The organism is Methylobacterium sp. CM6257 (assembly GCF_054611515.1).
The window spans coordinates 7,282,225-7,302,120 of record NZ_CM137735.1 but is presented as its reverse complement, the minus strand read 5'-3'; the positions used below and the strand labels follow the sequence as shown (position 1 = coordinate 7,302,120).

At 70.0% G+C, this 19,896-nt stretch carries 22 protein-coding genes; 15 read left to right on the top strand and 7 right to left on the bottom strand.

What is annotated here, in order from left to right; translation table 11 throughout:
* Positions 1 to 36: 36 nt before the first annotated feature.
* Both ACYCO6_RS35815 and hemA read right to left on the bottom strand, forming a co-directional pair.
* Positions 37 to 834: an inositol monophosphatase family protein gene (locus tag ACYCO6_RS35815; RefSeq protein WP_459768304.1), complete on the bottom strand. Its 798-nt coding sequence runs from the start codon at positions 832 to 834 to the stop codon at positions 37 to 39.
* Positions 835 to 1,067: 233 nt separating this feature from the next.
* A complete protein-coding gene (hemA, locus tag ACYCO6_RS35810) occupies positions 1,068 to 2,336 on the bottom strand; it encodes a 5-aminolevulinate synthase (RefSeq protein ID WP_459773881.1) in 1,269 nt (422 codons plus the stop codon).
* Between the two features lie 610 nt (positions 2,337 to 2,946).
* Between hemA and murA the strand changes: the two genes are divergently transcribed.
* Positions 2,947 to 4,236, top strand: coding sequence for a UDP-N-acetylglucosamine 1-carboxyvinyltransferase (murA, locus tag ACYCO6_RS35805; protein WP_459768303.1), 1,290 nt, complete (start codon positions 2,947 to 2,949; stop codon positions 4,234 to 4,236).
* Positions 4,237 to 4,276: 40 nt separating this feature from the next.
* Here the strand turns inward: murA and ACYCO6_RS35800 are convergent, their stop codons facing one another.
* Positions 4,277 to 4,624, bottom strand: coding sequence for a hypothetical protein (locus ACYCO6_RS35800; protein ID WP_459768302.1), 348 nt, complete (start codon positions 4,622 to 4,624; stop codon positions 4,277 to 4,279).
* A gap of 188 nt (positions 4,625 to 4,812) precedes the next feature.
* Between ACYCO6_RS35800 and ACYCO6_RS35795 the strand changes: the two genes are divergently transcribed.
* From ACYCO6_RS35795 to ACYCO6_RS35780, 4 genes are read left to right on the top strand one after another with little or no spacing between them, the layout of a single operon-like run.
* On the top strand, positions 4,813 to 5,262 hold the full coding sequence (locus ACYCO6_RS35795; protein WP_459768301.1) for a DUF2948 family protein: 450 nt from the start codon (positions 4,813 to 4,815) through the stop codon (positions 5,260 to 5,262).
* 19 nt (positions 5,263 to 5,281) lie between these two features.
* A complete protein-coding gene (hisD, locus tag ACYCO6_RS35790) occupies positions 5,282 to 6,577 on the top strand; it encodes a histidinol dehydrogenase (protein WP_459768300.1) in 1,296 nt (431 codons plus the stop codon).
* A 10-nt stretch (positions 6,578 to 6,587) separates the two neighbouring features.
* The gene (locus ACYCO6_RS35785; RefSeq protein ID WP_459768299.1) at positions 6,588 to 7,070 is read left to right on the top strand and encodes a UPF0262 family protein; all 483 of its coding nucleotides are present in this window, start codon (positions 6,588 to 6,590) and stop codon (positions 7,068 to 7,070) included.
* Positions 7,071 to 7,093: 23 nt separating this feature from the next.
* Positions 7,094 to 7,564 carry an arsenate-mycothiol transferase ArsC gene (locus ACYCO6_RS35780; RefSeq protein WP_459768298.1) on the top strand — a complete coding sequence of 157 codons (471 nt, stop codon included), beginning with the start codon at positions 7,094 to 7,096 and terminating at the stop codon, positions 7,562 to 7,564.
* A gap of 284 nt (positions 7,565 to 7,848) precedes the next feature.
* Here ACYCO6_RS35780 and ACYCO6_RS35775 read toward each other — a convergent pair whose 3' ends face one another.
* Together ACYCO6_RS35775 and ACYCO6_RS35770 are read right to left on the bottom strand one after the other, a co-directional pair.
* Entirely contained in the window at positions 7,849 to 8,175 is a 327-nt protein-coding gene (locus tag ACYCO6_RS35775; protein WP_459768297.1) for a hypothetical protein, read from the bottom strand.
* 111 nt (positions 8,176 to 8,286) lie between these two features.
* Complete coding sequence (locus tag ACYCO6_RS35770; RefSeq protein ID WP_459768296.1) at positions 8,287 to 8,958, bottom strand: transglutaminase-like cysteine peptidase; 672 nt, start codon at positions 8,956 to 8,958, stop codon at positions 8,287 to 8,289.
* Positions 8,959 to 9,220: 262 nt separating this feature from the next.
* Here ACYCO6_RS35770 and ACYCO6_RS35765 point away from each other — a divergent pair, with 262 nt between their 5' ends.
* From ACYCO6_RS35765 to ACYCO6_RS35745, 5 genes are all read left to right on the top strand, one after another.
* A complete protein-coding gene (locus ACYCO6_RS35765; RefSeq protein WP_459768295.1) occupies positions 9,221 to 9,802 on the top strand; it encodes a c-type cytochrome, methanol metabolism-related in 582 nt (193 codons plus the stop codon).
* A 135-nt stretch (positions 9,803 to 9,937) separates the two neighbouring features.
* Positions 9,938 to 11,158 carry an FIST signal transduction protein gene (locus ACYCO6_RS35760; protein WP_459768294.1) on the top strand — a complete coding sequence of 407 codons (1,221 nt, stop codon included), beginning with the start codon at positions 9,938 to 9,940 and terminating at the stop codon, positions 11,156 to 11,158.
* A 2-nt stretch (positions 11,159 to 11,160) separates the two neighbouring features.
* Positions 11,161 to 12,501 carry an ATP-binding response regulator gene (locus tag ACYCO6_RS35755; RefSeq protein WP_459773879.1) on the top strand — a complete coding sequence of 447 codons (1,341 nt, stop codon included), beginning with the start codon at positions 11,161 to 11,163 and terminating at the stop codon, positions 12,499 to 12,501.
* Positions 12,502 to 12,724: 223 nt separating this feature from the next.
* Positions 12,725 to 14,128, top strand: a complete 1,404-nt coding sequence (locus ACYCO6_RS35750) for an MFS transporter (RefSeq protein WP_459768293.1) — start codon at positions 12,725 to 12,727, stop codon at positions 14,126 to 14,128.
* Between the two features lie 82 nt (positions 14,129 to 14,210).
* A complete protein-coding gene (locus ACYCO6_RS35745) occupies positions 14,211 to 15,008 on the top strand; it encodes an SDR family NAD(P)-dependent oxidoreductase (protein WP_459768292.1) in 798 nt (265 codons plus the stop codon).
* A gap of 103 nt (positions 15,009 to 15,111) precedes the next feature.
* Here ACYCO6_RS35745 and ACYCO6_RS35740 read toward each other — a convergent pair whose 3' ends face one another.
* Positions 15,112 to 15,483: an SWIB/MDM2 domain-containing protein gene (locus ACYCO6_RS35740; RefSeq protein WP_459768291.1), complete on the bottom strand. Its 372-nt coding sequence runs from the start codon at positions 15,481 to 15,483 to the stop codon at positions 15,112 to 15,114.
* Between the two features lie 243 nt (positions 15,484 to 15,726).
* Between ACYCO6_RS35740 and ACYCO6_RS35735 the strand changes: the two genes are divergently transcribed.
* The 3 genes from ACYCO6_RS35735 to ACYCO6_RS35725 all read left to right on the top strand — a co-directional run bounded on the left by ACYCO6_RS35735 (position 15,727) and on the right by ACYCO6_RS35725 (position 16,935).
* Entirely contained in the window at positions 15,727 to 15,849 is a 123-nt protein-coding gene (locus ACYCO6_RS35735; protein WP_459768290.1) for a hypothetical protein, read from the top strand.
* 49 nt (positions 15,850 to 15,898) lie between these two features.
* Positions 15,899 to 16,384 (top strand): DUF2721 domain-containing protein, encoded by a 486-nt coding sequence (locus ACYCO6_RS35730; protein WP_459768289.1) that lies wholly within the window; start codon positions 15,899 to 15,901, stop codon positions 16,382 to 16,384.
* Positions 16,385 to 16,500: 116 nt separating this feature from the next.
* Positions 16,501 to 16,935 carry a PRC-barrel domain-containing protein gene (locus ACYCO6_RS35725; protein WP_459768288.1) on the top strand — a complete coding sequence of 145 codons (435 nt, stop codon included), beginning with the start codon at positions 16,501 to 16,503 and terminating at the stop codon, positions 16,933 to 16,935.
* A gap of 57 nt (positions 16,936 to 16,992) precedes the next feature.
* On the opposite strand, the gene ACYCO6_RS35720 is transcribed toward ACYCO6_RS35725, so the two are convergent.
* The gene (locus tag ACYCO6_RS35720) at positions 16,993 to 17,400 is read right to left on the bottom strand and encodes a hypothetical protein (protein WP_459768287.1); all 408 of its coding nucleotides are present in this window, start codon (positions 17,398 to 17,400) and stop codon (positions 16,993 to 16,995) included.
* Positions 17,401 to 17,719: 319 nt separating this feature from the next.
* Between ACYCO6_RS35720 and ACYCO6_RS35715 the strand changes: the two genes are divergently transcribed.
* Positions 17,720 to 18,442 carry a PRC-barrel domain-containing protein gene (locus tag ACYCO6_RS35715; protein WP_459773878.1) on the top strand — a complete coding sequence of 241 codons (723 nt, stop codon included), beginning with the start codon at positions 17,720 to 17,722 and terminating at the stop codon, positions 18,440 to 18,442.
* Complete coding sequence (locus tag ACYCO6_RS35710) at positions 18,439 to 19,809, top strand: MFS transporter (protein WP_459768286.1); 1,371 nt, start codon at positions 18,439 to 18,441, stop codon at positions 19,807 to 19,809. The genes ACYCO6_RS35715 and ACYCO6_RS35710 overlap by 4 nt, the downstream gene beginning before the upstream one ends.
* Positions 19,810 to 19,896 lie beyond the last annotated feature (87 nt).

Sequence of the window (19,896 nt, the reverse complement as noted above, 5' to 3'; positions counted from 1 at the left end):
AGCAGAAGCTCGGCGTCCTGACCAGTTTCCGGCGGCTCAGGCCGCCTGCACCTTCCTGAGGATGGCGACGAGTTCCCGGTGCAACTCCTCGTTGCCGCAGGCCACCGAACGCGGCGACAGCGGCTCGGCCGCGCCGTCCGCCGAGGTGACAAAGCCGCCCGCCTCGCGCACCAGAATCACGCCGGCGGCGAAATCGTAGGTCTGGAGGTCGCGCTCCCAGTAGGCGTCGAGGCGCCCGCAGGCGACATAGGCCATGTCGAGAGCCGCCGAGCCCATCCGGCGGGTGCCGCCGGCAACCGCCATGACGGCGCCGATCTCGCGCAGCAGGCGCGGATGGCTGCCACGGCCGAGATAGGGCGTGCCGTAACCCACCAGCGCGTCAGCCATGTCCTGGCGGCCGGAGACGCGCAGGCGCCGGTTGTTGAGGTAGGCGCCCTTGCCACGCTCGGCGACGAACAGCTCGTCCTTGATCGGGTCGAAGACCACGCCGGCCACGATCTGGCCCTCGCGCTCGAGTCCGACCGAGACCGCAAAATGCGGCACGCCGTGCAGGAAGTTCGAGGTGCCGTCGAGGGGATCGATGTGCCAGGTGTGGCTCTTGTCGGTACCCTCGATGATCCCGTTCTCCTCCAGCACGAGGCTGTAGCCCGGCCGCGCCTTCATCAGGGCGTCGCGCAGCACCTCCTCGGCCTTGCGGTCGGCGGCCGAGACGAAGTCGCCGGGACCTTTCCGCGAGACCTGGAGATTTTCGACCTCGCCGAAGTCGCGGCGCAGGCCACGGGCTGCCTTGCGCACGGCATCGACCATGACGGTCATGAGCGGGGAGGAAATCATGGTCGAACTTTTCGCGGGTGAGGATTGGCGCCGTCGTTACAGGCGGGCGCCGAAAAAGACGAGATGGACGCGGGACATGGGAGCGGTGTGGGGGCTTGCGACGATGCGCCCGGTTCCGAACCGTCCTGTCCCTCACCCCAACCCTCTCCCGGCCGGGAGAGGGGCCGGTCGCGGCCTATCGAGAGCGCTGCGGCATAAACCTGCGAACCCGCGGCGGGAGAGGCGCCGAAACCTTACTCCGCCGCCTCGACGAACACTGTTCCGGCCCGCGGCAGGTCGAGAGTCTCCCAGGTCTCCGAAAGAGCCGTGGCGAGGCGCGCGATGTGCTCGGCATCGTGGAAGGGCGAGGGCGTGATCCGCAGCCGCTCGGTGCCGCGCGGCACGGTCGGGTAGTTGATCGGCTGGATGTAGATGCCGTGCCGCTCCAGCAGGTGGTCGGCCGCCGCCTTGCACAGCTCGGCATCGCCGACCATCACCGGGACGATGTGGGTCTCGGTCTCGAGCACGGGCAGGCCCGCCTCTGTCAGCGCAGCCTTGGTGGCCGCCGCCTGGCGCTGGTGCGCCTCGCGCTCGGCACTCGAGCGCTTGAGGTAGCGTACCGAGGCCCGGGCGGCGGCCGCCACCGCGGGCGGCAGGGCGGTGGTGAAGATGAAACCCGGGGCGAAGCTGCGCACCGCGTCGCAGATCGCCGCCGAAGCGGTGATGTAGCCGCCGACGCAGCCGAAGCCCTTCGCCAGCGTCCCCTCGATCACGTCCACCCGATCCATCACGCCGTCACGCTCGGCGATGCCGCCGCCGCGCGGGCCGTACAGACCCACGGCGTGAACCTCGTCCAGGTAGGTCATCGCCCCGTAGGCATCGGCGAGGTCGCAGATCTTGCCGATCGGCGCGACATCGCCGTCCATCGAATAGACCGACTCGAAGACGATCAGCTTCGGGCGGTCGCCGGCCGCGCGCAGCAGCTCCTCCAGATGCTGGAGGTCGTTGTGGCGGAAGACCTTCTTCTCGCAGCCCGAGTGGCGCACCCCCTCGATCATCGAGTTGTGGTTGAACGCGTCGGACAGGATCAGGCAGTTCGGGATCAGCTTGGCGATCGTCGAGATGCCGGCCTGGTTCGAGACGTAGCCCGAGGTGAAGACGAGGCCGGCTTCCTTGCCGTGCAGGTCGGCCAGTTCGCGCTCGAGATCCACGAGGGGCGAGTTGTTGCCGGCGATATTGCGGGTGCCGCCGGCCCCGACGCCGCAGCGGGCGGCCGTCTCGGTCATGGCGGCCACCACCTCCTTGTGCTGGCCCATGCCGAGGTAGTCGTTGGAGCACCAGACCGTGATCTCGGCGGTCTTGCCGTCCGGCTTACGCCACTTGGCCGTGGGAAAACGCCCGGAAATGCGCTCGATATCGGCAAAGACGCGGTAGCGCCGCTCGTCGTGCAGCTGATCCAGGGCGCCCTGGAAATAGCGGTCGTAGCCAGAGCCGGCGCGCGTCGATCCCGCGGGGGCGAGCATCGTGCTTGGCATCCGGGTGACGGTCATCGAGCGTCCTTCGCGTGTTCGGCCGCGCGGGGGGCACCAAGGGTGGCGCCGGGATCCCGCGATCGAGGTCCGGCCTCGGTCCAGTCCTTCGCGTGAGGGCCGCAAGATACGCGCGGATCTGGAACGGGTTCAAGGTAAGGTTCCAGCATCGCAGCGTTGCATCCGTTGAGAGGGCGCCGCAAAGCCGTTAACCTCGGCCCGATCTCAGCCCGCCGAAAACCGATCCCGATCCTTGCGCGCGCCCTCCCCGTCCATCCGAACAGGCGTCTCGGCCGTCGCCGGCTCGGCCTTGATCCTGCGGCGGCGATGGGTCGCGCGATGACGGATGCGAAGGACGGGCGGGCTGAGCGGCTGAAGGCGGCGCTGCGCGAAAATCTCCGGCGCCGCAAGGCTCAGGGGCGCGGGCGCGCCGAGCCGAAGCCACCGCAGAGCGACGGGGAGCCCGGAAAATCCGAGGCCGATCAAAGCGGTCCTGATTCCGACAAAACCGGTCTATAGGGCACGGCTAAGCCTGGACGCCTCGGCGTCCGCGACCAATTCGGCCGGCCGCGCGCCTTTGAGGCGCGCCGCCTGAGGACAAACGATGGACCGCATCCACATCACCGGCGGCGCGCCACTCAACGGCGTGATCCCAATCTCGGGCGCCAAGAACGCGGCGCTGCCGCTGATGATCGCGAGCCTGCTCACCGGCGAGACGCTGGAGCTCATCAACGTGCCGCGACTGGCCGATATCGCCGCACTGACGCGGATCCTGGGCAATCACGGGGTCGACCACATGGTGGTCGGCAAGCGCCCCGGGCAGACCGCCGAGACCGGGCAGACCATCCGCCTCACGGCCTCCAACGTCATCGACACCACCGCACCCTACGAGCTGGTCTCGACCATGCGGGCGAGCTTCTGGGTGATCGCCCCGCTGCTGGCCCGGTTCGGCGAGGCCAAGGTCTCGCTGCCCGGCGGCTGCGCCATCGGCACCCGGCCGGTCGACCTGCTCATCGTGGCCCTGGAGAAGCTCGGAGCCGAGATCGAGATCGATGCCGGCTACGTGGTCGCCAAGACGAAGAAGGGTCTGCGCGGGGCCGAGATCGCCTTCCCCAAGGTGACGGTGGGCGGCACGCACGTGGCGCTGATGGCGGCCGCGCTCGCCTACGGGACAACCGTGATCGAGAACGCCGCCCGCGAGCCCGAGGTGGTCGACCTCGCCGAATGCCTGAACAAGATGGGCGCCAGGATCCGTGGTGCGGGCACGCCCCGAATCGAGATCGAAGGGGTGGCCCGGTTGAACGGGACCCGCCACGAGGTGCTGCCCGACCGGATCGAGACCGGTACCTACGCCATGGCGGTGGCGATGACCGGCGGGGACGTGATCCTCAAGGACACCCGGGCCGAGCTGCTGCACTCGGCGCTCGATGTCCTGTCGACCACCGGCGCCGAGATCAGCCAGGTCGAAGGGGGAATCCGCGTGCGCCGCAACGGTGCCGGCATCGCGGCCGTCGACGTGACCACGGACCCGTTCCCGGGCTTCCCCACCGACCTGCAGGCGCAGTTCATGGCCCTGATGACCCTGGCCAAGGGTCAGTCGCACATCCGCGAGACCATCTTCGAGAACCGGTTCATGCACGTCCAGGAGCTCGCGCGCCTCGGGGCGAAGATCCGACTCGAGGGCGACCTCGCCATCGTCGAGGGCGTGGAGCGGCTGAAGGGCGCACCCGTGATGGCCACGGATCTGCGCGCCTCCGTGTCCCTGGTCATCGCGGGGCTCGCCGCCGAGGGCGAGACACAGATCAACCGGGTCTACCACCTCGACCGCGGCTTCGAGGCGCTCGAAGCGAAGCTCGGCCGCTGCGGCGCGCAGATCGAGCGCATCCGGGCGTAACGGGCCATGCGCCGCCCGGGGCCGCCGGCCTCGGGCGCGCTCAGTCGCCGATCTGCCCGCGCTTGTAGCCGAGACCCGGCATCTCGCAGCCGCAGGGGGCGTTGGGCGGCCCCGGAGGCGTCAGACACGTGCCGCGGGCCGTGATACAGACGCTGTCGCTCCGCCAGGGCCGCTCGTACCGGTCGCGGTCCGAATAGCGAGGCCGGTCGTCATCGTCGTCCGGCGGGGGACGCCGGGGCCGGTCGTCATCGTAATCGTAGCGATCCGGACCGGGCCGGCCGAGGATGTAGACATCCGCATTCGGCCCGACCTGCGCCCCCGCGGGTCCGGCGGCCGCCATGCCCAGCGTCAGCGCGGCCAGCACCGCGCGGGTGATGCCCTTCCCCATCCGGATCCTGCCCCGACTCGCCGTGCCGACGATCCTACCCGACGGTGCTGGCGCGAGCCTGGACAACGGTCGGGATCGCGCGCGGCGCCCGACCGTTGCCCGAACGGGGCCATGCCGCTACCTACGCCCTGCCGCGGGCCCGCTGCCCTCTCAATCGGCTCGCGCAAGAGTTTCCCGGGGATCCCTTCATGGAGCTGCTCAGGCTCGCTGCCCTCGACGCCGAGGATCTGACCGTGATCTCCGCGCATCTTCAGGACGCGATCCTGCGGCCGGAGGATCTGACCTATATCCCCGGCGAGGACCGTTTCCTGATGGCCGTGCGGCGCTTCGACTGGACGCCCGGTGCACCACCCCGGCGGCGGCTCGCAGGCGTGCATGTCGAGCGCGTCCTCGGCGTGAAGACGCGCGGGCTCAAGCCGGGCGACACCATGCCCATGAGCCTGCTCGCCCTCACCTTCGAGCCGACCGACGCGCCCTCGGGACATATCGATCTCGTCTTCTCCGGCGGCGCGGCGGTTCGGCTGGAGGTCGAGTGCATCGAGGTCCGGATGAAGGATCTCGGCCCGGTCTGGGAAGCGGCCGCCCGCCCCGGGCACGACATCGACACGACCGACACGGCCCCCGGCACGGCGGCCTGACGAGAGACAGAGGCTTCCGATGGTCCGGCTCGACAGCAGCGACCCGAACTTTGACGCCGATTTCGCGCGCCTGCTCACGGTGAAGCGCGAGATCGCCGAGGATGTGGACGACGCGGTCCGCGGCATCATCGCCGACGTGGTGGCCCGGGGCGATGATGCCCTGGTCGAGTTCACGCGCCGGTTCGACCGGCTCGATGCGGGGTTTTCGGCCGAGAACCTCCGGGTCACCGACGCGGAGATCGCGGCGGCGGTCGAGGCCTGCCCGCCCGAGTCCCTGGAGGCGCTGCGCCTCGCCGCGGAGCGAATCGAGAGCTTCCACCGGGCCCAGCGGCCGACGGACCACCGCGCCACCGACGCGCTGGGCGTGACCGCCGGCTGGCGCTGGACGGCGCTGGAATCGGTGGGTCTGTACGTTCCTGGCGGGACGGCCAGCTATCCCTCCTCGGTGCTGATGAATGCCCTGCCAGCCCGGGTCGCCGGAGTGCCGCGCCTGGTTATGGTTGTGCCGACGCCCGACGGCCAGATGAACCCGCTGGTTCTGGCCGCCGCACAGCTTGCCGGCGTGCACGAGGTCTACCGGGTCGGGGGCGCCCAGGCCGTGGCGGCTCTGGCCTACGGCACCGCGACCATCGCGCCCGTGGCCAAGATCGTCGGGCCCGGCAACGCCTGGGTGGCGGCGGCCAAGCGCCGGGTCTTCGGGCAGGTCGGCATCGACATGATTGCCGGCCCATCCGAGGTGCTGATCCTGGCAGACGGCCACGCCAATCCCGACTGGATCGCCGCCGACCTCCTGGCCCAGGCCGAGCACGACGTAGCCGCGCAGGCGATCCTGATCACCGACAGCGCCGAGCTCGCGGGCGCGGTGGCGGGCGCGGTGGAGCGTGCCCTCACCACCCTGCCCCGCCGGGAGATCGCGCAGGCGAGCTGGCGCGATTACGGTGCCGTCATCCGGGTGCGCGACTTCGACGAGGCGGTGCCGCTCGTCGACCGCCTCGCCCCCGAGCATCTGGAGATCGAGACGCAGGACGCGGAGGCGCTCGCCGCTAAGGTCCGCAATGCCGGGGCGATCTTCCTCGGTTCGCACACACCGGAGGCGATCGGCGACTACGTGGGCGGCCCTAACCACGTCCTGCCCACCGCCCGCTCGGCCCGGTTCTCTTCGGGGCTCGGAGTGCTCGACTTCATGAAGCGGACCACGATCCTGGCCTGCACCCCGGAGAGCTTGCGGGCGCTCGGCCCGGCGGCGATAAACCTTGGCCGGTCGGAGGGCCTTGAGGGGCATGCCCGCTCCGTCGCGATCCGGCTGAACCTGTGAGGTTTTGGGGATGGCGGAGAAGCAGCGCGGGCCGAACCGTCTCGCGAAGGTGAGCCTGGACGAAGCGTCCATCGCCCGGGGCAATCCGGATCAGGAGCACGAGCGGGCCATCGCGCTGTTCGACATCCTGGAGGACAATTCCTTCGCCATCCCCGGGCGGGAGGGCCCCTACGCGCTGACACTGGGCCTCGTCGAGAACAAGCTGTCCTTCGCGATCAGCACGGTGGACGGCGAGCCGGTGATGACGCACCTCCTGTCGCTGACACCCTTCCGGCGGGTGATCCGCGACTACGAGATGATCTGCGAGAGCTACTACAACGCGATCCGCACGGCCTCCCCGTCCCAGATCGAGGCGATCGACATGGGCCGGCGCGGCCTGCACAACGAGGCGTCCGAGACCTTGAAGCAGCGCCTCGACGGCAAGGTCGACCTCGACCACGACACGGCGCGCCGCCTGTTCACCCTGATCTTCGCCCTGCACTGGAAGGGCTAGGGCGCCTTCCGCCCCGACCGGCGATGGCTGTGCCCCCTCCCGAGACCACCCCGAAGAAGCGGCGGGTGCAATCCGTCCTGTTCATGTGCAACTACAACGCCGTGCGCTCGGTAGCGGCCGAGGCGATCGCGCGCGCCTATTTCGGCAAGTCGACCTACGTCCAGTCCGCCGGCGTGCGCTCCGGCGAGCCCACCGACCCCTTCATGATCGCGGCGCTCGACGAGATCGGTATCGACGCGAGCCGGCACCGCCCCCGGACCATCGAGGAGTTGGAGGACTGGGAGGGCCTGAACTTCGATCTGATCATCACCCTTGCGCCGGAGGCGCACCACCGCGCCCTCGCCCTGACGGACACGCTCGCGGCCGACGTGGAATACTGGCCGACCCCGGACCCGACGCTGCTGCAGGACGCCTCCCGCGAGCAGCGTCTCGATGCCTATCGTGATGTCCGCGACGGGCTGACCCGACGGATCAAGGCGCGGCTGAAGACGTAACGGCCGCCGCCCTGACGCCTCCCCGCCGTGAAAGGCGATCCACAAGCTCGCGGAAGCACCGGACGATCCGAACGACGTCAGGCCGTTGATCGCGCACTGAGGGATCGACGGGACCGAGGACCTCACCTTCGGCGCACCCGAGCAGAGGATCCCGAATGTCCGGAGTCGCTGCGCCCGCAGCGTCCAGCGTGCGACAAGCCGCGAGCGGCTCACCACAGGGCCTGATTGGAGACCGGCGCGGTGGACCGGATCGGGGATGCGCGCCACCGATCGAGCCTGTCGGGCTATCCGCGGTTGCCGACCAGCCAGGCCCGGATGCGGCCGGCAAGCAGCGGCCGGGCGCGGGCCACGTCCTCGTCGTCGAGGAGCGGGGAGCCGGCCAGGGCGGCGAGATAGGCCTCCTCGGGGCCCTGGCACGCCTGGAAGGCGGCGTCAGCGGCCAGATCCTGCTCGGTCAGCGCCGCCTGGATCCGGAAGTTTCGGCTGAGGCAGTCGCGCCAGATATCATGCCGCACCTCGGCATCACTCGCGGCGTTCACCGGACAGGAGGCACCGGCGAACAGAACCACCGCGAGGAACAGGAGCGGCAACACGTGGCGGACTGGCGGCATGGATCAGACACTCCGTCCCGCGACAGAGTGAAGCCGATAAGGTTAGCATCCAGTTAAGGGCCGACCGGATCTGCGACCGTCAGCGTGACACGGGGTGCCCGATTGCGGCGCTCAGCGGTTTGCGGTTGTGACCGGGGAGGTGACGCCGCCCAGCGAGACCCAGGCGACCGCGTCCTGGCTCTCGCGCTTGATGAACACGTAGCCGGTCTTGTGCCAGGGCAGGATCGCGCTGGTCTTGTTGTCGAGGACCAGATCGCCCCGGTCGGTGAGCAGGGTCAGCACCGCGTGGCCCTCGCCCTTCTCGTCGATCACCACGGTCATGCGCATCGCCCGCCGCGGCAGGCCCGCCTCGGCCAGCAGGTGGCGCTTGAGCAGCTGGAAGTCCTCGCAATCGCCGATGCCGTCCTCGGCCAGGTCCCAGCGATCGGCCACGTGCAGGTGATCCTGGTCGGTCATCGGCTCGACCGCCTTGTTCACCCGCCGGTTCACCGACACGATCGCCGCCCAGGTGGCCGGCGTCAGGCTGATCCGCGCCGGCTCGGACCGGTCCAGCGCGCATTCGGCCGCGTAGCTCTGGCAGAACGTCACCCAGGCGGCGATCGGGCGGGCATCGCCCTGCACCTTCGCGCCCGCCTCGGTCGGAAGGCTCGCCAGCGTCTGAGCCTGCGCGGTGGGACCGGAGAAGCTCAGGACCGCCAGGGCAAAGCCGAAAGCCGCGCGGGAGAGCCGACGCGATGCAGAGCCGGAAACCAGTCCCTGCACCATGGAAACCGCGAACCGCATCGCCGTGACCCAACCGTTAAGCTCTCGTTAACGAAAGCTCTCACGCCGGCGGGCCGGCGGCAATCCGCCGATTAACAAAAGGTTAATGCTGTGCGCAACGCGGATAAAGGACATCCGCTGCCCCGTCCTGCCCGGGCTGCTCATGGCTGCTCGCGGCTGCGCGAAAACGTGAATGATCGCCGACGCATTCGCAGCAGGAGAGCCCCGTTATCCTCGTGCCGCGCCACGGGGAACATGCCTGTGGGCGGCGGGAGGAACGCTCATGTGGTGCGCGGCAACCAGGCTCGCCGGGATCGCCCTGGCCGGACTCGCAGCAGGACTCTTCGGAACGGGCTCGGTATCCGCCGCGCCTCCCAACCCTCAGCCATCCGGGCCGTCATCCCCGGTCGATCTGAAGAGCGACGGCCCGACGCAGCCGGCCAAGGTCCAGGACGGCCAGTACACCGACAAGAACGGCGATCCGACCTACCACGTGACGGATGGCGGCAAGAAAGTCGACTGGTACACGATGTCCGGCTACCTGCGGTACAATGCCAACTGCATCGTCTGCCACGGTCCGGACGGGATGGGTTCGACCTACGCGCCCTCGCTGGTCGACGCCTTGAAGGGCATGGACTACGCGCAGTTCGCCGGCATCGTGGTCGGCGGCAAGAAGGACGTGAACGCCTCGCAGGAGCTGGTCATGCCGGCCTTCGGGGATAACCGGAACGTCATGTGCTACATGCCGGACATCTACACCTATCTGCGCGCCCGCTCGGACGGCGCGCTGGGCCGCAACCGTCCACCGGAGCATGAGCCCAAACCCGCAGCCTTCGAGAAGGCCGAGGACGCCTGCATGAAGTGAAGCCCGAGCGCCCGGACGCACGGACCCGAGCGGCGGGCCGCCCCGTTGCACCGCTCGGTTGCGCACGACATACTCGCCCCAAGACACTGAAGAGTGGGCAGCAAGCCCACCGGGGCGCCGCCCAGGGGGTGAGACGTGGCTCAGGGAACGGGGGTTCGACGCCATCTGTGCGGTATCTGGACGGCCTGGACGGAGGCGGACACGGCCGCCGACGCGGCCGCAGACGTGGCCCGGGCCGTGGGTGAATCCGCCCTGTCACAGATCGTTGTGTTCTTCTCCGTGGATTACGATGCCGAGATCCTGGCTCGCGAGCTGGGGACCCGGTTCCCCGGCGTGCCGGTGGCCGGCTGCTCGATGTCGGGCGGCATCGCTCCGGCCGGCGGACTCGACCGCGGCCTCGTGGCCATCGCGTTTCCGGCCGAGCGGTTTCGCATCGTCTCGACGGTGCTCGATGCCATCGACCATCTCGACGTGGAGCGGACCGCCTCCGCGGTGCGGGCACTGCGCCGGACTCTCGATCCTCTGGAGCGGTGCCGGGAGGGCGATGCGGCCGCCGCTGGGCGACGCTTCGCGCTATCGCTGATCGACGGACTCACGAACGCCGAAGAGACCGTGGTCTCGGCTATCGCCTGGGCGCTCGACGGGATCCCGATCGTCGGCGGCTCGGCCGGTGACGACCTGCGCTTCCGGGACGCGGTGCTGCTCCATGGCGGCCGGATTCACCGCAAGGCGGCGGTTCTCATCCTCGTCGAGACCGAGTTTTCGGTGGAGATCTTCAAGAGCGACAATTTCGAACCGACGCAGACCAAGTTCGTGGTCACCGCCTCGGACGGCGAGCGGCGCAAAGTGCACGAGTTGAACGCCGAGCCGGCGGCGCGGGAATACGCGATGGCGATCGGCCTCGACCCGGAGGGGCTTTCGCCGATGAGCTTCGCCGCCTACCCGCTCGCCGTGAAGGTCGGGGGCGAGTATTTCTGCCGGTCGATCCGGCGCATGAACGAGGACGGATCGCTCAGCTTCTTCTGCGCGGTCGACGAGGGCGTGGTGCTGACGCTGGCCGAACCGCGCGACATCGTCACCTCGACCCGGGCAGAGCTATCCCGCCTCGACGCGGTGCTCGGCGGCGTCGACCTGATCATCGGCTTCGAATGCGTGCTGCGCCGCCTCGATGCCGAGAGCCGGCAGGTGCGCCACGGCATCGCCGATCTCTACCGCCGCTACAACGTCGTCGGTTTCGAGACCTTCGGCGAGCAGTACCGGGCGATGCACCTGAACCAGACCTTCACGGGCATCGCCATCGGGAAGCGCTTGGCAAACGGGGAGCCGGGCGACGGAGCCGCCCCGGTGGCGTCGTGACCATGCATCCGAACGGGCTCGAGACCGACGCGTCCTTGCGCCGACGGATCGAGAAGCTGGAGCGCATCAACGCCGCGCTGATGTCCCATGTCGAGCGCACCATGGACCAGCGGGGCAGCGCCTATTCGCTGTTTCAAACCGCGATCATGCTGGAGGGCCGGGTCCGCACCCGCACAGAGGAGCTGACCGGGCTGATGCATCGCCTGGAGCGCTCCAACGAGGCGCTGGCGGCGGCGAAAGAAGAGGCGGAGACCGCCAACCGCTCCAAGACCCGCTTTCTGGCGGCGGCGGGCCACGACCTGCTGCAGCCCGTCAATGCCGCCCGCCTGTCGATCTCGGCCCTGGCCGACCTCGACGTGCCGCCGGAGGCCCGCACCATCGCGGGCCAAGTGGAGCGGGGCCTGCAGACCATCGAGGATCTGATCAAGACGCTGCTGGACATCTCCAAGCTCGATGCCGGCATCGTCCGGCCGCAGCTCCAGCCGGTGTTCCTGCCCGATCTGCTGGCGGAGCTGGCGGCGAGCTTCAAACCGTTCGCGGAGCGCAAGGGTCTCAGGCTCTCGGTGCGCTGCCCCGATCTGACCGTCACCAGCGACGTGGTGCTCCTGCAGCGCATCCTCCAGAACCTCGTCTCGAACGCGGTCCGGTACACCAGCAGGGGCGGCCTCGTCCTCGGCGCGCGGCGGCGGGCCGGCGGCGTGCGGGTGGAGGTGGTGGATACGGGCTGCGGCATCGCCGCGGAGGAACGCGACCTCGTCTTCGATGAGTTCTTCCGCGGGGGCACGCGAACCGCCATCGGGGAGGAGCCGGGCCTCGGTCTCGGCCTGTCGATCGTCCGGCGCATGGCCCAGGCGCTGGACCACTCGCTGACCCTCACTTCGCGGCCCGGCCACGGCACACGGGTCACGCTGGCTCTGCCCATGAGCGCCGTCCCGGCCGCCACAGCGCCGCCCGCCCCGGTGGCGACCCGGCTCTCGGGGGCGCATGTGCTGGTCGTCGAGAACGACGCCTCGACGGCCGATGCCCTGGCGCGCCTCCTCCAGAACTGGGACGCCCGGGTCTCGACCTTCCGGGATTTCACCGACGTGCGGGCGGCCGTGGAGGCCGGCGCCGCGCCTCCGGACATCTTGGTGCTCGACTACCATCTGGACGACGGCGCCTGCGGTCTCGACGTGGCCGCCTATTTCCAGGCGGGACGGGCCGAGCCGCTCCCGGTCATCGTCACGACCGCCGACCATACCGCCGCGGTCGAGGAGCGGGTGACGGCGGCCGGCGCCGAACTCTTGCGCAAGCCGATCAAGCCGGCGCAGCTCCGCTCGCTGCTCACCTACATGCTGGCTTGAGCGGCGTATCGCGCTGAAGAAGTCCGGGGAGCCGTCTCCCTGGCGCAATCATCGCGCCGCGACGCGAACGAAGCTGCCCGCGCCGTGACATAGGACACACCGCTCCCCTCGACGGCCCGCCTCGGCTGCGCGACAGGACATGGCATCCCCGGCGCGTCCGGCGCCCGGATTTCCCAAGCCATCGACGTCACGGCCCTCCGGGACGCCGCAGGAGCGCGCGAGCATGGCGCAGGTTCCGCCCGGTACAGGCGCCGTCGCGCAGGGTAGCCCGCATGACGGCCTGCCGCCGCGCGAGCGCGTGCTCGCCATGGCGGCGATCGGCCTCGCCATGACCATGGCGGTCTTGGACGGCGCGATCGTCAACGTGGCGCTGCCGGTGATGGCCAAGGACCTCGCGGTGAAGCCGGCCGACGCGATCTTCGTGGTGAACGCCTATCAGGTGGCCGTGACCGCGAGTCTCCTGCCCTTCGCGGCGCTCGGCGACATCTTCGGCTTCCGGAAGGTCTACCTGCCCGGACTGGCGATTTTCGTCGCCGCCTCCCTCGCCTGCGCGGTGGCGCCGAACCTGCCGCTGCTGATCGCGGCGCGCATCGTCCAGGGTCTCGGCGGCGCCGCGATCATGAGCGTCAACATCGGCTTCGTGCGCTTCATCTACCCGCACCGGATGATCGGCCAGGGGGTGGCGAACGTCGCGCTGGTGGTGGCCGTGGCCTCGGCCGCCGGCCCGACGGTCGCGGCCGCGATCCTCTCGGTGGCGACGTGGCCCTGGCTGTTCCTGGTCAACATCCCGGTGGGCCTGCTGGCGCTGGCGGTGGCGTCCCGCACCCTGCCGGCGACACCGGCGAGCGGCCGGCCCTTCGATCTCGTGAGCGCCGTGCTCAACGCCCTGACCTTCGGGCTGCTGATCATCGGCATCGACGGGCTCGGGGATCCCGAGGGCCAGCGGGTTGCCGCTGCCGAACTCTTCGGTGCCCTTGTGATCGGCGCGGTGTTCGTGCGGCGCCAGATCCGGCTTGCCGTCCCCCTCCTCCCCGTCGACCTGCTGCGGATCCCGGCCTTCGCCCTGTCGATGGCGACCTCCGTCGCGTCGTTCTGCGCCCAGATGGTGTCGTATGTGGCGCTGCCCTTCTACTTCCAGGACGTGCTGCACCTCTCCAGCACGCAGACCGGGTTCCTGCTCACCCCCTGGCCGATCGCCGTGGCGGCGGTGGCGCCGGTCTCGGGGCGCCTGGCCGACCGCTACCCGCCCGGCATCCTGGGTGGAATCGGGCTCGCGATGATGGCCACCGGCCTCGTCTGCGTGAGCCTCCTGCCCGCCGCGCCCACGACCCTCGACATCGTCTGGCGCCTCACCCTGTGCGGCCTCGGCTTCGGCCTGTTCCAGTCGCCCAACAACAAGGTGATCGTCACCTCGGCACCGCGCGAGCGGGCCGGCGGGGCGAGCGGGATGCAATCGACGGCCCGGCTCACCGGTCAGTCGCTCGGTGCGGCCCTCGTGGCGGTGATTTTCGGCCTGACGCACGGGCTCGGGCCCGAGCGGGCCGTGATCCTGTCGCTCACCTGCGCAGTGGCGCTGTCCGGCATCGGCGGCTGTGCCAGCGTCCTGCGGCGGTCCCGGAGCGGCTAGACGGCCGCGGCATGCCACCGGCCGGGCAGGCACGCGTTGACGCCACGTTTCGGACGCTGCGTTTCACGCGCTGGAGAGCCCCATGGACCTCAATCTCACCGGCCGGAAGGCCCTCGTCACCGGCTCGACCGCCGGCATCGGCTACGCCATCGCCAGGGAACTCTGCGACCTCGGCGCCGAGGTCGGCATCAACGGCCGCACCTCCGAGCGGGTCGAGGCGGCGCTGACCAAGCTGCAGGGCGAGGCGCCATCCGGCCGCGCCTTCGGGGCGGTGGGCGACGTCGCCACCGCGGAAGGCGTCTCCGCCTTGGTGCGCGCCCTGCCGGCGGTAGACATCTTGGTCAACAACACCGGGATTTTTGAGCCGAAGCCGTTCTTCGACATTCCCGACGCTGACTGGCAGCGCTTCTTCGACGTCAACGTGATGAGCGGCGTGCGCCTGTCACGCGCCTACGCGCCCGGCATGGCGGAGCGCGGCTGGGGCCGGGTGATTTTCATCTCCAGCGAGTCCGGCATCAACACGCCGACCGAGATGGTCCATTACGGGATGACCAAGACCGCACAGCTCGCGATCTCCCGTGGCCTCGCTCAGACGGTGGCCGGCAGCGGCGTCACCGTGAACAGCGTGCTACCCGGCCCGACGCTCTCGGAGGGTGTGGCGGAGTTCATGAAACAGATGGCCAGGGGCCAAGCCGATGCGGATCTCGACGCCATGGGCCGCAGGTTCGTGGCAGAGCACCGCCCCTCCTCCCTCATCAAGCGGCTGGCGCATGTGGAGGAAGTAGCCAATCTCGTCGCCTACCTGTGCAGCCCGGCAGCGAGCGCCACGACGGGCGCCGCGCTGCGGGTGGATGGCGGCGTCCTGCAGGGCCTCGCCTAGGCAGACTCCGCCGAGGCGATCGCGAGGATCGCGCCGGGAGGAGCCCTGAGCAACCTAGAGCCTCCGGTCCGATCGAGGGGCCGGGTGCGGCTCTAGGTGGCGATCAGGCCTTCAGATGCGCCGCGAGATGCTTGTTCATCTCGAACATCGAGCACTTGTCCTTGCCGAAGACCTTCTTGAGCTTGTCGTCGGCCACGATCTCGCGCTTGTTCTCGGGGTTCTGAAGATTGTTCTTCTTGATATAATCCCAAACCTTGCTGACCACCTCACCGCGCGGCAGCGGGCTGGTGCCGACGATCGCGCCGAGCTCGGCGGACGGCTTCAACGGCTGCTGCAGGGCATTCGGCTTCGTGCCGGCCGACTTAGTGGCGGCGGGCTTCGCTGCCTTGGCGGGCGCGGCCTTGGTGGCCTTCGGCTCCGCCGCCTTGGTGGTCTTGGCCGCCTTCGGCGCAGCCTTCTCGGTCTTTGTGGCCATAAACTTCCTCCGGTTCTCGGGCCGCAGGCCGGGGCACGAGCGCCCCACGGCCGAGCCAGCATACCAGCAACTAAGCGGTGTCGCCGCCGTTCCAAGGGGAAATCGCCTTCGCAGCCCCCTCATCCACAAGGCAGGCGCGGGAATCCACACCGGAAGCGGCCAATCGGCACCGTCGGCAAGTTCATTCGCCGGAAACGGGCACGCGAAACCTGCTCTTAACAATCTTGCGCGTGATGTACAGCCATGTTCGCCCCGGTCCTCACACTCGCACTGCTGCTCGCCACCGGACTGGTCATTGGCCTGGGCGTCGGCATCCGTGCCGAACTCGCCACGCCCGGACTGGAGCCGGGCCGCGGCCTGATCTGAGAACGCCGGGATTGCCGCGCCCCTGCGGCTGGTGGATCAGCCGCCCGGCATGACAGCCTCGATCACACTCACAGCCCTGGAAAACACCGCCCACGTGGTCCAGGTGGCGCTCAGCCCCGTCTTCCTTCTGTCCGGCATCGCGACCCTGTTGAACGTCTTCGGCGCCCGGCTCGCCCGGGTGGCGGACCAGGCCGACCGCGTCTCGGGCATGCTCGCCGGCGCCGGGGATGCGGAGCGTCTTCTCCTCGGCAGGCGCCTCGACCGCCTGCACCGGCGCTCGCTCGCCCTCGACGCGGCCGTTTTCCTGGCTGCGCTCGGCGGCGTCGCGACCTGCGGCTCGGTTCTGACGCTGTTCGTCGGGGCGCTGCGCGACAGCACGGTGGCGACTCTGCTGTTCGGCCTGTTCGGCGCGGCGATCCTGTGCACGCTGTGCGCCCTCGTCGCCTTCGGCTTCGAGATGCTTCTGGCCAGCCGCTCCGTCCGCGACCGGATCAACCAGAGGCGGGCCAGTGCCGGTCTACCGGCCGATCTCTGAGGCCCCACCGCGCTCCCGGGTGGCGCACAGCGCGCGGAACCCGCCTCCGCCGGCACGCTTAGTCAGCAGGAACAACGGGATGCGGGCCCAGCCCCGTCCTCCGACCGGGAGAGACCATGCCGACGGATTTGCCCAACGAACGCGCCGTGAGAAAACCCGGAAGCCTGGAACTCGACCCCACGGGCGAGGGCATCGCCATCGACGAGACGAGCCGCCTGATCGCCTCCAACAAGGTCGAGGGCACAGCCGTGTACGACCGCACCGGGCGGCATCTCGGAATGGTCCACAATTTCATGGTGGATAAGGTCAGCGGCCAAGTGGCCTACGCGGTGCTGGCCTTCGGCGGCTTCCTGGGGCTCGGCGAGAGTCATCATCCGCTGCCCTGGAGGGCGCTGACCTACAGCACGGAACTCGGGGGCTACGTGGTCGATATCGACCCCGGCGTCCTCGCGGGTGCCCCGAGCCACGGGCCGGGCGAAGACGGCTTCGCGGACCCGACCTATCGCGGGCGGATCGAGGAGTATTACGGCGTGCGTGCGCCGACCGCGTGAGTCAGCGTCGCACCGCGGCCGCGTGAAAGGGGCGGCCGCAGCGCGGTGGTCGGCCGGTCAGAACTTTCCGCCGAGACCGACGCTGCCGCCCGGCGACAGCATCGGCGCCATCGATCCGCTCGAACTGCCGCCGCCGACTGCGGCGTTGCCGCCGTCGAGATCCTCGCGCCGGATCCGGCGCTCACCGCTGTCTGCGGTCCGGGTCGAGCCCCCGGCGCTCTTGGGAATCGCGAGCTGCCTCGTGGGTGTGGTCTGAAGCGGCTGCCCGTCCGCGTCGACCGCCGCATTGCGCGGCTCGCGGTTGGGCAGGGAGCCGCGAAGCGAGGGCGGCAGCCCGACTTCCGTCGCCGGCATCACGCCACCCCCACCTCCGAGCGCCTGGCAGCCGGCCATCAGGCCGGCCAGGACGGCGCCGAGCGCGAGGCCGCGCGCAGCGGCGCATCTCGACGAGGTGGAAGTCGACATCGTGTGGTCCTCGCAAGGGGCTGCGGTGCTGCCCGCAACTCGCATCGGCTTATGAGCCGCTGTCTACGCTGGGGATGCGGCGAAAACCAGACAGTGACCGCGCAGAGACTGCGCGCGCCAGCACGAGAATGCCGGCCCAAACCTTGCGGCCGGTCCGGGAGGGTCCATAACTTCGCCCAGGTCCTGCGAGACGAAGCACCCGCAGGCGGGGTCCTGCCGGCGGCGGACCCGGAACCGGCCGACACGGTCGCGGTCGCGCCGGCGTGCCGGAGCGGCCCGGCCCTTCCTCAGAGGACGAAGCGTGTTCAGAATCCACCGGATGATCGCGGCCGTGACGCTCGCCCTTTGGGCGTCGGGAACCGCGGCGCAGGCCCAGACCAGCGGGAGCGAGAGTGCGCCCGGCCAGGCCGCGCCGCAGGCTCCCGCGGCGACGCCGGCCCCGAATCCGCCTGCCTCTCCGCCTCCCGCCGGGCCAGCGCCCTCGCCCGCACCGCAGGCGCAGCAGCAGCAGCAGCAGCAGCAGCAGGGTACCCCGGCTACCGTCCTCGACACCCAGGATTACGAGAGCCTGCTCGGCCGCAGCGTGCGCAGCGCCGGCGGCGACGAACTGGGACGCGTCATCGACATCATCATCGACAAGGAAGGACATCCGCGCGCCGCGATCATCGATTTCGGCGGCTTCCTCGGCGTCGGGACCCGCAAGATCGCCGTGGACTGGCGCGCCCTGCGCTTCAGCCCCGACGGCAACAAGGAGCGCAAGCTCTCCGTCGCGCTGACCCGCAACCAGGTTCGCGTGTCGCCCGAGTACAAGGCCGGCGAGCCGATCGTCGTTCTCGGCCCCGCGAGCCCGGCTGCTCCCGCGTCCGAGGGCGACCAGGCCGCCACGCCGCCCGCGCCGGCATCCACCGCGCCGGCCAATCCGACGACCGCGCCCGCCGCACCGCAGCCGGCCCCCGCGGCTCCGGCACCGGCTTCGACGGCGCCGGCCTCGTCCGCGCCCACCGCGCCCGCCACCCCTCCGGAGAAGGCGCCGGATAAATGACGGTGGCCCGATTGAAGGTAAGACCCGCCGCCTCCCCCCGCGAGCGCGAAGTGTCCCGGCATGATCTCCGATCCCGCCCCGTACGTCTGAAGGATCAGGCGGCCGAGCTTCCAAGCGAGCCAGCGCATGGGGTTGGATCCGTGACTGCCGGCAGCGCGATCTCCGCAGCGAGCCGCCACGGCCTGGACGCCTTCGCGTTCTTCGTCGCCAACCTGCAGACGGGCTTCGGGCCGTTCCTGGCCGTCTACTTCTCGCAGGCCAAGTGGACCCAGTCCGATATCGGCTTCGCGCTCACCGTGGGCAGCCTCGTCGCCCTGCTCGGGCAGGTGCCGGGCGGTGCCTTCGTCGACGTCGTGCGCTCGAAGCGCTTCGCCGCCGCCGTCGCGGTGATCGGCATCGCGGGTAGCGCCTTCGCTCTGGCCGTATGGCCGAGCTTCCTGGTTGTGCTTCTGGCCATGGCGGCCCATTCGGCGGCGAGCTGCGTGCTGACGCCGGCGATCGCGGCGATCAGCATCGGCCTGGTCGGGCGCGTCCATGCGGGAGAGCGTCTCGGCCGCAATGCGAGCTTCGCGGCTCTGGGCAACGCCCTCGGCGCTGCCGGCATGGGGGCGATCGGCTATTACCTGTCGAACGGCGCCGTGTTCTACCTCACGGCGGCGCTCGGGATTCCCACGATCATCGCGCTGTCACGCATCCGCGCCCGGGACATCGATTCCAGCGTCTTCCAGGAACCGTCCGCCTCCCAGGCGCAGCGACCCTCCGGGCAGGATGGGATCCTCCGCGCACTGCTCACCAACCGCGGGCTCCTGTGTTTCTCGGCCTGCATGGTGCTGTTCTTCCTCGCCAACGCCGCGATGCTGCCGCTCCTGGGCAGCGTGCTGACCCTGCGGGCGAGCGAGACCGCGACGGCCCTCGTCGCCGCCTGCATCATGATCCCGCAGGCGGTCCTGGCGATCAGCGCCCCGGCCGTCGGCCGCGCGGCCGAGCGCTTTGGCCGCTACCCAGTGCTGCTCCTCGGCTTCGGCGCGCTGCCGGTCCGCGGCCTGCTCCTCGCCTACACGACCAACCCCTACGGCCTCGTCGCCATCCAGGTCCTCGACGGGATCTCGGCGTCGGTCCTCGGCGTGATGGTGCCGCTCGTCGTCTCGGATCTCACCCGCGGGACGGGGCGCTTCAACCTCGCGCTCGGCGCGGTGGGGACCGCCATGGGCATCGGCGCCGCCCTCTCCACTTCGCTCGCCGGGATCATGGCCGATCATCTGGGCAGCCACAGCGCCTTCCTGGGCCTCGCCTGCATGGGTTTCGCGGCCTTCATGCTGGTGGCGCTGATCATGCCCGAGACGCGCCAACCGGACGAAGAGAGCTGACGCGCGCGGCATCAGATTCGCTTGCGTATGTCGGCGCCGCTCAAGCGGCGTTCAGGTTTGACGGATAAAAGCGCTGGGAAGGCGCGG

Coding starts and splice junctions, on each gene's coding strand:
- ACYCO6_RS35815 (WP_459768304.1), bottom strand. CDS start 834: ATGATTTCCTCCCCGCTCATGACCGTCATGGTCGATGCCGTGCGCAAG.
- hemA (WP_459773881.1), bottom strand. CDS start 2,336: ATGCTCGCCCCCGCGGGATCGACGCGCGCCGGCTCTGGCTACGACCGC.
- murA (WP_459768303.1), top strand. CDS start 2,947: ATGGACCGCATCCACATCACCGGCGGCGCGCCACTCAACGGCGTGATC.
- ACYCO6_RS35800 (WP_459768302.1), bottom strand. CDS start 4,624: ATGGGGAAGGGCATCACCCGCGCGGTGCTGGCCGCGCTGACGCTGGGC.
- ACYCO6_RS35795 (WP_459768301.1), top strand. CDS start 4,813: ATGGAGCTGCTCAGGCTCGCTGCCCTCGACGCCGAGGATCTGACCGTG.
- hisD (WP_459768300.1), top strand. CDS start 5,282: ATGGTCCGGCTCGACAGCAGCGACCCGAACTTTGACGCCGATTTCGCG.
- ACYCO6_RS35785 (WP_459768299.1), top strand. CDS start 6,588: ATGGCGGAGAAGCAGCGCGGGCCGAACCGTCTCGCGAAGGTGAGCCTG.
- ACYCO6_RS35780 (WP_459768298.1), top strand. CDS start 7,094: ATGGCTGTGCCCCCTCCCGAGACCACCCCGAAGAAGCGGCGGGTGCAA.
- ACYCO6_RS35775 (WP_459768297.1), bottom strand. CDS start 8,175: ATGCCGCCAGTCCGCCACGTGTTGCCGCTCCTGTTCCTCGCGGTGGTT.
- ACYCO6_RS35770 (WP_459768296.1), bottom strand. CDS start 8,958: ATGCGGTTCGCGGTTTCCATGGTGCAGGGACTGGTTTCCGGCTCTGCA.
- ACYCO6_RS35765 (WP_459768295.1), top strand. CDS start 9,221: ATGTGGTGCGCGGCAACCAGGCTCGCCGGGATCGCCCTGGCCGGACTC.
- ACYCO6_RS35755 (WP_459773879.1), top strand. CDS start 11,161: ATGCATCCGAACGGGCTCGAGACCGACGCGTCCTTGCGCCGACGGATC.
- ACYCO6_RS35750 (WP_459768293.1), top strand. CDS start 12,725: ATGGCGCAGGTTCCGCCCGGTACAGGCGCCGTCGCGCAGGGTAGCCCG.
- ACYCO6_RS35745 (WP_459768292.1), top strand. CDS start 14,211: ATGGACCTCAATCTCACCGGCCGGAAGGCCCTCGTCACCGGCTCGACC.
- ACYCO6_RS35740 (WP_459768291.1), bottom strand. CDS start 15,483: ATGGCCACAAAGACCGAGAAGGCTGCGCCGAAGGCGGCCAAGACCACC.
- ACYCO6_RS35735 (WP_459768290.1), top strand. CDS start 15,727: ATGTTCGCCCCGGTCCTCACACTCGCACTGCTGCTCGCCACCGGACTG.
- ACYCO6_RS35730 (WP_459768289.1), top strand. CDS start 15,899: ATGACAGCCTCGATCACACTCACAGCCCTGGAAAACACCGCCCACGTG.
- ACYCO6_RS35725 (WP_459768288.1), top strand. CDS start 16,501: ATGCCGACGGATTTGCCCAACGAACGCGCCGTGAGAAAACCCGGAAGC.
- ACYCO6_RS35720 (WP_459768287.1), bottom strand. CDS start 17,400: ATGTCGACTTCCACCTCGTCGAGATGCGCCGCTGCGCGCGGCCTCGCG.
- ACYCO6_RS35715 (WP_459773878.1), top strand. CDS start 17,720: ATGATCGCGGCCGTGACGCTCGCCCTTTGGGCGTCGGGAACCGCGGCG.
- ACYCO6_RS35710 (WP_459768286.1), top strand. CDS start 18,439: ATGACGGTGGCCCGATTGAAGGTAAGACCCGCCGCCTCCCCCCGCGAG.